At 53.2% G+C, this 12,810-nt stretch carries 15 protein-coding genes and 1 pseudogene; 4 read left to right on the top strand and 12 right to left on the bottom strand.

Annotation, left to right across the window (positions count from 1 at the left end; all coding sequences use genetic code 11):
- Positions 1-86 precede the first annotated feature (86 nt).
- The 5 genes and pseudogenes from ACTJKS_RS18585 to ACTJKS_RS18565 form a co-directional block, all read right to left on the bottom strand.
- Positions 87-302: a hypothetical protein gene (locus ACTJKS_RS18585; protein WP_047293172.1), complete on the bottom strand. Its 216-nt coding sequence runs from the start codon at positions 300-302 to the stop codon at positions 87-89.
- Between the two features lie 102 nt (positions 303-404).
- Positions 405-1,184, bottom strand: coding sequence for a S6 modification regulatory phosphodiesterase RimA (rimA, locus tag ACTJKS_RS18580; protein ID WP_131671802.1), 780 nt, complete (start codon positions 1,182-1,184; stop codon positions 405-407).
- A 135-nt stretch (positions 1,185-1,319) separates the two neighbouring features.
- Positions 1,320-2,099, bottom strand: a complete 780-nt coding sequence (locus tag ACTJKS_RS18575; protein WP_440828963.1) for a methyl-accepting chemotaxis protein — start codon at positions 2,097-2,099, stop codon at positions 1,320-1,322.
- A gap of 78 nt (positions 2,100-2,177) precedes the next feature.
- Positions 2,178-3,254 (bottom strand): annotated as a pseudogene (locus ACTJKS_RS18570) (methyl-accepting chemotaxis protein); the annotation flags it as partial.
- A gap of 454 nt (positions 3,255-3,708) precedes the next feature.
- On the bottom strand, positions 3,709-4,059 hold the full coding sequence (locus tag ACTJKS_RS18565) for a DUF6124 family protein (RefSeq protein WP_440828961.1): 351 nt from the start codon (positions 4,057-4,059) through the stop codon (positions 3,709-3,711).
- A gap of 1,146 nt (positions 4,060-5,205) precedes the next feature.
- On the opposite strand from ACTJKS_RS18565, the gene fdxA reads away from it, so the two are divergent.
- The 4 genes from fdxA to ACTJKS_RS18545 all read left to right on the top strand — a co-directional run bounded on the left by fdxA (position 5,206) and on the right by ACTJKS_RS18545 (position 7,349).
- Positions 5,206-5,529 carry a ferredoxin FdxA gene (gene fdxA / locus ACTJKS_RS18560; RefSeq protein ID WP_108183264.1) on the top strand — a complete coding sequence of 108 codons (324 nt, stop codon included), beginning with the start codon at positions 5,206-5,208 and terminating at the stop codon, positions 5,527-5,529.
- Positions 5,530-6,001: 472 nt separating this feature from the next.
- Complete coding sequence (locus ACTJKS_RS18555; RefSeq protein ID WP_440828960.1) at positions 6,002-6,217, top strand: hypothetical protein; 216 nt, start codon at positions 6,002-6,004, stop codon at positions 6,215-6,217.
- A gap of 287 nt (positions 6,218-6,504) precedes the next feature.
- On the top strand, positions 6,505-6,828 hold the full coding sequence (locus tag ACTJKS_RS18550) for an STAS-like domain-containing protein (RefSeq protein ID WP_440828959.1): 324 nt from the start codon (positions 6,505-6,507) through the stop codon (positions 6,826-6,828).
- Positions 6,828-7,349, top strand: a complete 522-nt coding sequence (locus ACTJKS_RS18545; RefSeq protein ID WP_440828958.1) for a hypothetical protein — start codon at positions 6,828-6,830, stop codon at positions 7,347-7,349. Before ACTJKS_RS18550 ends, ACTJKS_RS18545 begins: the two co-directional genes overlap by 1 nt.
- 249 nt (positions 7,350-7,598) lie before the next feature.
- On the opposite strand, the gene ACTJKS_RS18540 is transcribed toward ACTJKS_RS18545, so the two are convergent.
- From ACTJKS_RS18540 to ACTJKS_RS18510, 7 genes are all read right to left on the bottom strand, one after another.
- Positions 7,599-8,090, bottom strand: a complete 492-nt coding sequence (locus ACTJKS_RS18540) for a hypothetical protein (protein WP_440828957.1) — start codon at positions 8,088-8,090, stop codon at positions 7,599-7,601.
- The gene (locus ACTJKS_RS18535) at positions 8,091-8,420 is read right to left on the bottom strand and encodes an STAS-like domain-containing protein (protein ID WP_440828956.1); all 330 of its coding nucleotides are present in this window, start codon (positions 8,418-8,420) and stop codon (positions 8,091-8,093) included.
- A complete protein-coding gene (locus ACTJKS_RS18530; protein ID WP_440828955.1) occupies positions 8,420-9,328 on the bottom strand; it encodes a hypothetical protein in 909 nt (302 codons plus the stop codon). Before ACTJKS_RS18530 ends, ACTJKS_RS18535 begins: the two co-directional genes overlap by 1 nt.
- A 280-nt stretch (positions 9,329-9,608) precedes the next feature.
- Complete coding sequence (locus ACTJKS_RS18525; protein ID WP_440828954.1) at positions 9,609-10,403, bottom strand: DNA adenine methylase; 795 nt, start codon at positions 10,401-10,403, stop codon at positions 9,609-9,611.
- A gap of 151 nt (positions 10,404-10,554) precedes the next feature.
- On the bottom strand, positions 10,555-11,097 hold the full coding sequence (locus ACTJKS_RS18520) for a lysis protein (protein WP_440828953.1): 543 nt from the start codon (positions 11,095-11,097) through the stop codon (positions 10,555-10,557).
- A complete protein-coding gene (locus ACTJKS_RS18515; protein WP_440828952.1) occupies positions 11,079-11,642 on the bottom strand; it encodes a glycoside hydrolase family 19 protein in 564 nt (187 codons plus the stop codon). Before ACTJKS_RS18515 ends, ACTJKS_RS18520 begins: the two co-directional genes overlap by 19 nt.
- A 49-nt stretch (positions 11,643-11,691) precedes the next feature.
- Positions 11,692-12,741: a phage late control D family protein gene (locus ACTJKS_RS18510; protein ID WP_440828951.1), complete on the bottom strand. Its 1,050-nt coding sequence runs from the start codon at positions 12,739-12,741 to the stop codon at positions 11,692-11,694.
- Between the last annotated feature and the right edge of the window lie 69 nt (positions 12,742-12,810).

Genomic DNA, 12,810 nt, shown 5'->3' with positions numbered 1-12,810 from the left:
ACTGCGCAGCAGGCCTTCTTTTGAGGAGCCGCTTCGCGACCCAGCGGGAGCAAGCTCCCTCGCCACAGGTTCAGCCTCGATTTTGATCAATCATCATGCAACATCCCGGAGCTGTACTGATTCAAGCTGCTGCCAATGCTGTTGCCGCCAAACTTCAGGGTCGTGGCATGACTGCGCCCTTCGGGCGACTGACAATCCGCAGAAAAACAACTGGTGGTGGTCAAGCCACCGGCGCCCGAACAGGCACTCAATACCGAAACAGTTGCAGCGATCAACAGCACTTTGACGACGGCGGCGCGCATGGTACGGCTCCCCTTGGGATGATCTTGTGCAAGCATCCTAGGCGTTCACCGCCCCCGGCAAGATGAAACCTGGCTGATCGACAGCACGGGTTCAGCTTCGCATCAAACCGTCCGCCACGCCCCGGCAGGAATCTGCGCCATCGCCTCGAACGCCGGTTTGGCGAACCAGAATCCCTGCATCAGATAAATCCCGCAATCGGCCAGGAAATCCCGCTCCTCCGGGTGCTCGATGCCCTCGGCAATCACCTCGATCCCCAGTTCGGTACACATGCCCACCACGCCCCGCACAATCGCCTGACGTACGCGGTCGCGGTGAATACCGCGTATCAGCGCCATGTCCAGTTTGATCAGATCCGGTTGAAAGTCCGCCAGCAGATTCAACCCGGAATACCCCGCACCGAAGTCATCGATGGCGGTCTTGAAGCCAAACTCGCGGTACTCGCGCAAGATGTTCATCAAGTGCTTGTTGCTTTCAACGTGCTCACCCTCGACCGCTTCGAAGATCAGCCGCTCAAGCGGAAACGCATGCGCCCGCGCCGCCTCCAGCGTGCTGCGAATGCACAGGTCCGGGCGATAAACCGCGTTGGGCAGGAAGTTGATCGAAAGAAAACCTGTGAGGCCCAACTGCGCGGCGGTGGAGATCGCCCGCACGCGGCACAGTTGATCGAAGCGATAGCGGTTCTGGTCATCGACCTGCTGCAGCACCGACAGCGCCCCTTCGCCCTGCACGCCACGAACCAACGCCTCGTGGGCGAAGGTCGATTGATCGCGCACATCGACAATTGGCTGGAACGCGAAGGAGAACGCCATGTCGGCTTCGCCTTTTTGCCGGCAGCCCTGGCACCCCCCGCTGGGCTGGGGGAAAACTGGAGTTTTGGTCATGACGCCCCCTGAGAGCGGGTTGCAACCATCCATGGCCCAGAAAAAATAACTGCACGGACCGGGTGGCGCCGCATGGCGGCCACCGCTTATACAGGCTGACCGGTCAATTCCGGCCAAGTTCATTGCGAAATGCCATCAGGTACGGAAATGCGCCGTCATGCGTTGCAAGTCCTGCCCCAGCGACGCCAGCTCAAGGGTCGCAGCAGCACTTTCTTCGCTGGCGACGGCCGACTGATCAGCCACATCGCGCACACTGACGATGCTGCGATTGATCTCATCGGCCACCGCACTTTGCTGCTCGGCGGCGGCGGAAATCTGCAGGCTCATTTGCTGGATCGTGCCGATCGACTGGTTGATCTCGGTGATCGCCTGTTCGGCCTTCTGCGCCAGCACCACGGTATCCAGCGTGCGTTCGCGGCTGGATGTCATCAGTGTAGAGGCCGCCTGCGTGCCCTGCTGCAAGGTGACAATCAGCGCTTCGATTTCCTTGGTTGAATCCTGGGTGCGCTGCGCCAGCGAGCGCACTTCATCGGCAACCACCGCAAAACCACGGCCCTGCTCCCCCGCCCGCGCCGCTTCAATCGCCGCGTTCAGCGCCAACAGGTTGGTCTGCTCGGCGACAGCCTTGATCACATCGATGACCTTGCCGATCTGCTCACTGTCCTGGGACAGCACGTTCATTGCCGCGCCCAGGTCCTCGATCGCCACCGACAGCTCGCTGATCTGCACAGTCGCCTGCTTGACCACCGCACTGCCGTGACGCGCCTGCTGATCGGCCAGGGTCGCGGCGGCGGACGCGTCGGTGGTGTTGCGCGCGACCTCCTGCACCGTCGAGGCCATTTCGTGCACCGCCGTGGCGACCTGATCGACCTCGACTTTCTGCTGACGCACACCGGCGCTGGTCTGCTCGCTCATCGCCGAAAGCTTCTCGGCCGACGTCGAAATATGGGTCACGCCGTTACCGATCCCCTGCACCAGCGTGTTCAGACTTTGCGCCATGTCCTGCATCGCGTTTTGCAGATCGCCCAACTCATCCTTGCGGCTGGATTTGGCTTGCACCGTCAGATCACCTTTGGCAATCCGCCGCGCCAGCTCCACCGTCAACGCCAGCGGCCCGGTGATCTGCCGCGAAATCAGCACTGCAGCCAACAGACCGACCACCAGCGCCAGCACCGTCAGCACGGCAATCTGGATAAACGCACGATGTTGATCGTCCCGCGCCAGACGCTGCTGGGTGTCCATCAGGCCGGTCATGATGCTGTCCATCGCCTGGCTTTGTTGATCCACCTGCTGGCGCAAGCTCTGCTTCTGCTCGAACAGCGCGGCAACCTCCAGCAGCACCTCGCGATAACGCCGGATCCCGGCCTGCGCCTCTTCAAGCTGACTCGACAGGGCCGCCGGCAACCCGCTGCGCGCCTTGCTCATGTCCGTCAGGAACGCATCGGTGGTGTCCAGCAGCACCTTCTTGTTGGCCTCGCTCGGCACCGCGATATAACGTCGCAGCATCAGACGAAACATCGTCATGCCATTGCGCAGATCCGCCACCGTGCGCAAGTCCGCCACCCGCGCGCTGTCGGCTGACGCCAACGCACTGGCCGTGGCGCTCTCGAACAGCCTGTTGAAGGTCTCGGCGTACTTGTCCGACATCGCTCCCAACGGTTTCAGCGCATCGCTGGTCGCTTTGTCCGCCTCGACCAAGCGCTTGACCTGTTGATCGTAGGCTAGCGTGGTGTCCTGCAAACGCTTCAAGGCCTGCTGGTTTTCCGCCCGCGTCAGGGTCTGCAAGGCCTTCGCGATCAGCCCTTGCAACACCGTCAGCCGCGACTGATAAGCCTCGGCAAACGCCGCATCCGCTGCCGCTTCGTACTGCTTCTCCGACAACCGCATGTCCTGCGACGCATCGTTGAGCGTGCCGATCAGACGCGTGGTGTCCAGGCGATCCACCAGCACATTGCTGCTGCTATAGCCAATGAAAGCCACCGCCCCCACCGCCAGCAACAGAACGCCAAACCCGGCCCCCAACTTTCGGGAAACCTTGATGTTGCCCAGGAAACTCGATGCTTCTGCCATGTTCAGCCTCTAACGCCCTGACGCGATTCAACGTCAGGCACAAAAAATTGATCTCAGGCAACCGCAATTGCCGCTCATATTCGGGGGCGTCATCCTGAGCAAATGGCGGACAGCTCCAACTGTCCCGGCTGCAACAGACTGACGCGAAAAACCGTACCGACGGCGCACGCACCAGCGGACAAATCCAGGGTTCGTGCTGGATTTATCGTTTCAGCAAAGGTGTTGGGAACGGATGCTATAAACTTTGGGAAATGTTGTACAACTTTATATTTTTGTATAAGCGTTGAACTTTTTTGAGCCAATGATGACGCATTGCCATCATTTTTTGTGGCACATCGCTATTGCTGTGGAAACAGGCTGAAACCCGCCATTTTCGGCGGTTGTTTTGCGCATCGACTGAGCGCCCTCCGCGACCCCGCCGCTCGCCACGGAGGGCAGCGATCTACGCTTTGAGCTAGACGTTATCCAACGCCTGATTCACCGCCAACTCCCCCAACATCACCACCTGCGCAATGCCCAGCAGCGTCTTGCGGTGCGAGACATCCAGCAACGCGGCGAAATCGTTGAGCATGGTCGTGGCGGAACCCAGGGATTCACTGGCGTTGGCGAGCAGGGATTCAGTGTCGTAGGCCGGGTTGGCGAGGAACATCGGTTTGGATTGATCGCCGCTGGCCATGATCTGGCTGGCCGGGGTGAGGTAGTGATCGAGGGCGCGCTCGGCGGCTTCGTGGAGTTTGCGGGAATCGAGGGATTCGTAGGGGGATGCGGGGTTGGATTCGGGTGGGTTGGGTGTTGGTTTGAACATGGATGAAACTCCTAACACTTTTAGTGAGGGCTTCACCCTTTCGCTACCAAACGAAGGGTGGCGGCCATGAACAGGTTGGTAGACCGGGTGTTAGGAGCCGGCGCGCCCGAAGACGCCCTGTACATGACCACCATAGACCCCGACCGACAGCACGATCGGTGATGGTGACGCTGTACATCTAACACGCGGGCTACCAAACCCGGTCACTGGTTTTCAGTGACCCGAGAACGATAGAACCCAAGGTCTAGACGTACAAGCCGGCGAATTCTGTCTTAGGTGTAGGGGGAGGCGCAAGGCGTTGTAGGGCTAAGGTAGTACAGATAACCACACTTTAAACAAGACGCATCTAAACCGTTTAAAATTTGGGAGCTTTGTCCCAAAGCGCGGTTCCAGGCAAGTCTGATAACGTCAGCACCGGTTCATTTGTTGACAGGTCTGGATGAAGAGCTTTCAGAAAGTGCTAAAGCACTTCAGCACGACTAGAAACGCAACCTCACCATGAAGTGACTTTATTTTGAAAACATAGAAATTACCGATCCACTACCGTCACGAACGAGAGCTTGGCACTCAATTGCATCTCCTATCTACTCAACCGTAGCAACCTATCCGTTATCATTAAGCGCCCGCGCCCTACACTACTTCGAATATTTCATAATATCGTCGACAGATCGTGTCGAAACCAAACTACCTGCCCTTCCTACTAGATCATAGAATTGCTGATCCGGGGTCGGACTGTCCCATGTGATCGCAACATTCGGTAGGCCAGTGGCGCAGCTAATAGACAAAGTTATGTATCCCCATAACGAAAGTGGGTTGTCTTTTTGCCTTCGGGTTGCCTATCCAGTGTCAAGTAACGCTCAGCCTGGAGTTTTGAAGGATTGACTCGCACTCTGCAAGTAGGCCGTTGAAAAGCGTAAAAAACAGCGTTTGTACCAACGCTGATCCAAAATTTACCGTTCATAAACGTACTTCCGTGATGATTTTAATAGCGCCCTAATAACTCAAAAAAACGTATATATCGCAAAAAAATATAAAAACCTGTCATTTCTGGCAGTTCAAACCTCAACAAAAATGGTGCCAACTACCTTCTCCGACAACAAAACATATAACTACAGCAGCGAAACAAACAAAGCCTGGAGAACCAACATGACATACGTAGTGACTGACAACTGTATAAACTGCAAATACACTGAGTGCGTCGAAGTTTGCCCTGTAAATTGTTTTCATGAGGGACCAAATTTCTCGGTGATAGATCCCGAAAAGTGCATAGACTGCGGTGTGTGTGTGCCAGTATGTCCCAGCGACGCCATTTACGCCGAGGAAGACATACCTTCAAATATGGGAAATTTCATAGCAATCAACGCGGATCTCTCGCACAAATGGCCACAAATACTGAAAAAAAAAGCACCACTTCCTATGGCGGATGACTGGGTTCTCAAAGCAAATAAAATCGTTCTTCTGGAGCGCTGACAACACCTAGAGTTCTAACTAGTTCTCCGCTAAGTTTATCTTTCATAACGGGGACAGCCCGAGGAGAGCAATGCCGTGCTCCTCGAAATGCCCAAAAAAGGGTGGAAAAAGGGGTCAGATTTATTTACTACCAAGCATTCCCCGATGCTGATCCAGTTTTTTCAAGCACAGACCTCCACCAGACTCCAAACCCGTCCGTCCCCCATTCCTGATAAACTCCCCCACCTCCCAGCCCCACCCAATCCAGAACCGCCAATGTCCCCTATCTCCGCCACACCCGCCCCACTCTCCCGCCGCTTCTCCGTCGCCCCGATGATGGATTGGGCATAGCAGACGACCTGCATCCCAGCCTGCTTGGCTAAATGCTGTGTTATGAATTGCTCTGTAGCAATTTTCAAGCATCTTGCGATTACTACCTACCAATGGCACTACCGGTACTATGCTTGTTCTTTTATCGAAAGGAGCCGGTGCCATGTCAGGCGAGTATTCGTTATCGGACGTGCTGGAAAGAATGTACGAGAATCAGCTGGCGCTTGAGGCAGCGCTGATGGAGCTGACGCTCCATGCTGAGACGCAAGGTTTGACCGAGGTTGGAGAGAACGTTCGGAGCTCCTTGTGGGCGATTGGCGAAAACGCCGGCCACATCAAGCAAGGCTTGGCCAGGCTGAAGGGAAAGAATGCGGGTTAGATTGAAATTGCAGGCCGGCCTCGAGGCTTTCGGCGTATATCGCTCCCCTCGGCCATAAGTGACTTTGGGCGAAAGGCTTTCCCTCCCTCATGACCGCTAACCAGCCGCAAACTATTCTGCCACTCCCCCCTCAACGATCCGTGAGCGTCAAAACGACCAAGAGAGAAATCTACCTACGTAACCACCTCGCAGCCCCTAAAAAATGCGCCAAAACATCAGCAATAAAACTATACTGATGCCGGTTCGGTGATCTTAAAGACCACCGTCGGCCTAGCAGGAGAGTGAAGATGGCCAAAATAAGTATTCCTCTGGATTTCAGCCGCTACCCAGCAGGAAGATATAGGACTGATAGCCCGTATTCAGCTGAGGAGTTTCGTGAAAGGCTTTTGGCTCCATCGTTGAAAAAAAACGATATTGTTGAGGTGGACTTCGATGGATCTATGGGGTACAGCTCCTCATTTCTCGAAGAGGCGTTTGGCGGTCTCGTTAGAAATGAAAAATTCAGCAAGGAATCGCTACATAAAAAACTAAGACTGCATTACGAAGAAGACCCTTATTTAATAGAAGAGATTTGGGAATACATCAATGAAGCAAGCGAGCATGCTCGATAATGTCTGACTTACCTTATGGTGACATTCCCGCCTGGATTGCTCTCGTCGCTTCCGCATTTACTATCATTCAACAGAGCAGACAAAACAATAAAACACTGCTAGAAAAAGAGGAACAAAAGGCAGCTTCGAGACATAGTGAAGAACTATCGAGAAAAAACCTAACAAATCTTAAACGCCAACTTCGCGCAGAGCAAATGATAAAAGATATCGACGAACTATTGGCTCTTGCTGTTGACTATTGGACACAATCAGAAGGCATTGGCTCTCCGTCAGCGATAATGATCAAGGTCAAATCGCAAGACTTGTCTCATCGGTGCAATGACTATAGAAGCTTTTTAGAATTTCCGGCTTCGTCTGACTTCTCAGCCATTCGTCGGATAATTACAGGGGGTCAATTCGAAGTCAAATCACGTAAGGCACTAGCTACAAATTCACCTCTAATACGAGATGCCTCTAACAAAGTTAATGACTTTCGAACAAACCTCAGAAAATACATTGACAAAATAGACAACTTCCAATAGCTCATCACTTTCAGACCCAAAGCCCTCCTTTTCAATAAGTACAAACACCTCGTATCCGAGCAAATATCAAAGCTTTCCATTACCATATTAAACTTGGAGATTTGCGTAGGGGAAGGATGGCGGCGAGACCTAATTTCTTAAGAAGCTGGCTTCATAGCATCTGACTATATAATAAAGCCAGCTGGCATTAAAACGAATGCCGACTCACATTACTCAGTCAAAAGCCGCCTATATAAAAATAACATATGACTAACCCAGCCAGCCCTTCGTCTTCGAAGGGTATAACTCATATATTTGCTTCAGGGATCGAGAAACCCTCGAATTTTGATCAGATATTTTTTGCAAAATTTGACGCTCATCTAAAGATGAAAAACCTTCCGCATTTAAAGTGTAATTCTTACGAACTGAATAAAAAAAATCATCTGGGATTTTAACAGAATATGACTCATGCAATATAGTTGCTAAAGCTCTTAAAGAGGATATCTCTACCGAGACCGAAGCTACCCACGCCTGATGTTTTCCCTGCACACTTGCTCCACTCAGAAAAAAAACTGACGCCCTCTGGTTCAAACCCATTGTGACATTGATAACCTTGTTTAGAAGATCATAAACTTCCGCTCGATTTGCACTTGATTTTGAGTCTTTAAAAACTACCAACCATCCTACAAACGTCACTAAAACCGTTATGATAGGTGAGGCAACCGTTGCAAAATCAACAAAATCCTTACTTAATGACACCATTTAAACTCCAGATATATAGTCCTTAATTTCCAGAATATAGTCTCGATGCGTAGTTATAATATTTATCTTTTCAAGAACAACCTCTTTCGGAATACCGCACACCCTCACCAGTCCGCCGAAAGCTTCTTCTAGAAATGAGGATCCGTACTCATATCCATCTTCGACTGTATCCAGATAAATATTAACCTTCTTTATTTGATCATCTTTAAAATATGCAGCTAGAATTTCATCTCTAAACCTTGCCCCATTATAATCTCCATCACTCTCGTATCGCCCATATGGAGTTTTCGAAAAGGCACCAACTATCACATCTACTTTATCTAAATTCATCATACACCACCGCGCTCAAAGCACCATTCAATAAGTGTACCACCAAAACTATTATTTGCGAGAGTATCAGATGAAATAATCACCTGATTACTGTACTTCACAATACCTTTGCCACTACACACCAACAAATGCTTTGCTTTTTGATTTATATCTACGGGTTTTTTTATGTTAGTAAACCCATTCCCGCGCCCCTGATCATTTGCATAACGAGTTTTTCCGCGAATCATCGCATATTCGATAATTCTATTATCTTGATGAAGCGCGCTCCCGCCTTCCTGAACATATTTCCGCCCGATAGTCGCAGATATACCTACACCCATATCATACAAAACTACACTCAATGTATTCTTCAAGTTATTGAAGGCTACGTATTGCCACCAGCGGCCTTCGATATCGCTTGACGTTCCTGACGCGTATGCATGATGTCTAATATTTAAATATCCCTCACTTAACGCAGAAACCAATCGATCTGGCACCGAGCCTAGCCGAGACCTAAGCTGCTTAATAACCGATGCAATTTCGTTATCTGTGCAATTTGAAGTTTTAAACGGATTGTTTACATCCTCCCAAAGCCTATCAATTTTCTTAATTCCACCAGGCTTAATAGCGTCAAAAAAACCAGAACTTACGAATAGTTTTTTCGCAATCTTATCCAAAGGCAGAACAATCTTTATTGATTGATGACTCACATTGCCATAGGTAGAGTCTGCCATTAACTGGCAGCGTGTTATTTTCGCAAACGTCACCACTGCTGCCGCCGCACTAATAGACAAACATCCTGAAAAATCTATACAGAATTCTTTACGCTCATAATGAAAGCTATCAATTTCTGTTAAAAAATCCATTGTTTCATTAGCATATTCGGTACGATAGAGGCATATGTGATCTGGTGATCTAACCACTTTCAACGTGTTCGCCTCCTTACTCCAAAAAAACCGTTTGCGTAGAATATCGACACCATTCTCGCTGATCTACGCGCGTTCGTCATCGGTCAATTTTCGGCGAACAGAGAACGCTAGCACGAGCGCCTTACGGGTGACCAACTGGGTCAAGGCCTTGCGGAAAGCTCGTTAAAGGATTCACTCTGCAGTTACCCGGACTAACCGCCTCAAACAGTAGTTTCTTATCAAATTTACCGAGCAGATGCAGCTGTGGGGCATCGGATACCTAGGGTTCACGCCATGGTTATCAGAACAATCCACCCAACGCTACCGGCTCCCAGTTCATGATTACCAGCTCGCCACTGACTTCGGCCTTCCCCTGCCGCTGATTGGTTGTGGTGTAGCGGATGTCCAGAGTCTCAAAGTGGAAGCCTTTGAACACACGGCGGATATCGGGATGATCGTTGATGCTGACCATCACCTTGCCTTTGCAGCGGCGCATGAAGTCGGCCATCCGTTCATAGTTTTCGAAAGGAAAGTCCACGCCATAACCGGCGGTCTGCCAGTAAGGAGGATCCATGTAGTGGAACGTGTGGGCACGGTCGTAGCGCTCTGCGCATTCAAGCCAGGGGAGATTTTCGACGTAGGTACCGGACAGGCGCTGCCACGCGGCCGAGAGGTTCTCCTCGATCCGCAACAGGTTGATGGCCGGGGCAGTCGTCGCCGTCCCGAAAGTCTGTCCCGAGACCTTGCCGGCGAAGGCATGGTGCTGCAGATAGAAGAACCGGGCGGCGCGCTGGATGTCGGTAAGTGTTTCGGGGCGGGTCATTTTCTGCCATTCGAACACCTGTCGCGAACTGAGCGCCCTTTTGAACTGGCGCACGAACTCTTCGAGGTGGTTCTGCACGACACGGTAAAGCGTGACCAGGTCGCCGTTGATATCGTTGAGGACTTCGACCGGCGATGGCTGGGGCTTCATGAAGTAGAGCGCGGCACCGCCGGCAAAGACTTCAACGTAGCATTCGTGTGGCGGAAAAAGCGGAATGAGGCGGTCGGCCAGGCGGCGTTTGCCGCCCATCCAAGGGATGATGGGTGTAGACATAAAAAGCAAGACCTTTACTGTATGGATAAACAGGTGCTAGGCTCGCCGCGCTTTGTGCACGGAGCAAGAGCCTTGGCTGGACTTGCAGGGACCATCTGCAGGGACGGCGGTCGATCTGGATGTTGACGCATCCAGACCGGCCGCTCTTTTTTCACTTCGGTGTTGAGACTTCTTCGGCGTATGCCTGACAGGCCGCGAGGGCAATCAGCCCCCGGTCGCCGTCATCGGTGACGCCGATAATTCGGTGAGCATGCGCTGGGTCAAGTTCGGCTCTTGTGGGACCATGAACCACGCCGCCGGTGGCGGTGGTGGCTGACACCGATCCGTTGCCGGCGACGGTGGTGGCGTCGAGTAGGACTGACAGGCGCAGATCAGCAGTGGCAAGACGGTCGCGCAGGCGATCTTGATCACGTTGGACATCGTTTAAGGCTCGGTAATGGGTTTGTTCACTGGATGCCAGACGCTGCTCGAGCGCGAGGCGCTTGTCTTGTTCTGCACGCTGCTGCACAAGCGCGGCCTGGGCCAGCTGGTTGAAGGTTTCGGTGTGAAGTCGGGCCTGCTCCGCAAGCTGTTTGCCGTAGCGCCAATCCTGGACTTGCCAGGTAATGACTGCGGAACCACCGACCAATCCGACTAGTAGTACGCCTTTGGCCAGTAGCTGATACGGCGCTGGGATCAGTTCGCCGATACGCATAGCACCGCCCTCGCCCGCCCCCATAAATCCAGCCGATCCTGCAGGCCGTTGAGACCGCCGTTGATCCTTCGGGTGATCGTGTTGAATTCGTTCTGATCGGCCAGCGAGTTCAGCCCGTTCACGGACCAGAACCACGCGGCCGACTCGGCAGCCCACTGCGGCAGCTCCAGCAGTTCAGGCGTGCGCAGTAATCGCTCGTCACCGAACAGCGCCAAGCTGCAGCGCAGGTAATTGTCGTGGCCAGTGACCTGGATCAGGCCGCGACCGCGATAGCGCTGGCCATCACCATCCGCTGCCGGCGTATTGCCCAGTTTCGCAGCCAGGTTACCGGTGTCGTATTTGCTCAGGTACTGGTCGCCGCCAAGCTCCCGCACGTACTGTAACTGACCCGACTCGTGACCGATTTGCGCCAGGAATGCGGCTTGGCGTTTCGGCGTATTGATCTGTCGATGGGCCATGGCTGCGTTGAGGGCGGATACAAAAACGCCCGCTTGGCGGCGGGCGTTGGGCATTATGCTTTGCAGTTGCTGTTCAGTGATGGACATACAAACTCCAGACGTAAAAAAACCGCACTCAGGCGGCGATAGGATGCGGCTACTGCTTTTCGACGTTCACCACCTTGAGTGGCGCTTTGGGTCCTTTCTTTTTCTTGCCTTTGGATTTACCGGCTTTGCCGGCATTGCATTCGACCGTGGTCGACCAGCCGGACTGGGTGAACACCTGCTCGACCGAATCCGCCAGGTATTCGCCATCAAGCCCGACCTTGAACCCCTGAGCGATGATGGGACGCTCGGCGAAGATGTCCGTTCGCCCGGGCATCTCCAGCCGAACATCGGCGGTCGAGCGGTTGAACGCTGACAAACGGGCCTTGGCCGCCGCCTCAGCAGCGGTCTTGTTTGGATAGATATGGCGGTCGGTATGCACTGCCGGCAGGCCATCCGGAGCGTCATCATTGTCGATGGTGACCACCGCGAGCTTGCCGTTCTTCTTGTCCTGATGCTTGGTGGCCACCGCCTTGTGTGAGTTGCGATCACCGAGACTGAACTGCCAACGGCTGAGGTCGCGTCGAGTCAGGGTAACGGCGCCAAACGCCTTACCGCTGGCTGTCTGGCCACCCTGACGCGGCATCACCAACAGCTTGCTATCGGCAACCTTGGCTGTGCAGTCGTACTGCTTGGCCAGACGGGTGATGAAATTAAAATCGGACTCGTTGAGCTGATCGACCCGGGCGACCTTGGTCGACACCGGACAAACCGGCTGCCAGCCATTGCGCGCGGCGACGTCAGCCACGATCTTCGACAGCGGCACGTCTTCCCAGCTTCCGCTACGGATAGTCTTGCCACTGCCACGCATGTCGCTGGCCTTGCCCTTGATCACGATGGTATCCGGTGGACCTGATACCTCGACCGTGTCCACGGTGTAACTGCCCATGCGCGCCAAGGTCGTTTCGGCATAACCCAGGTAGATCTCGATTGAGCTGCCACGTCGAGGTAATTGCACTTGCCCGTCACGGTCGTCGATACGCAACTCAAACTCGTCGGACTCCATGCCCGGCTTGTCAGAGGTACGCAGCAACAACAGCCGATCATTGATCTTGGCCGTGACATCGGCTCCATCGGCGACGATTCGAAACATTGGAGTCATGGATTTTTTCCATAAAAAAACCCGCCAAGGCGGGTTTTGAAGGGGTTATAGCTGCAAGTCCTTTTGTGG

The organism is Pseudomonas sp. 22189, from assembly GCF_052045635.1.
GTDB lineage: Bacteria > Pseudomonadota > Gammaproteobacteria > Pseudomonadales > Pseudomonadaceae > Aquipseudomonas > Aquipseudomonas parakoreensis.
This window is presented reverse-complemented; position numbering and strand designations above follow the sequence as displayed.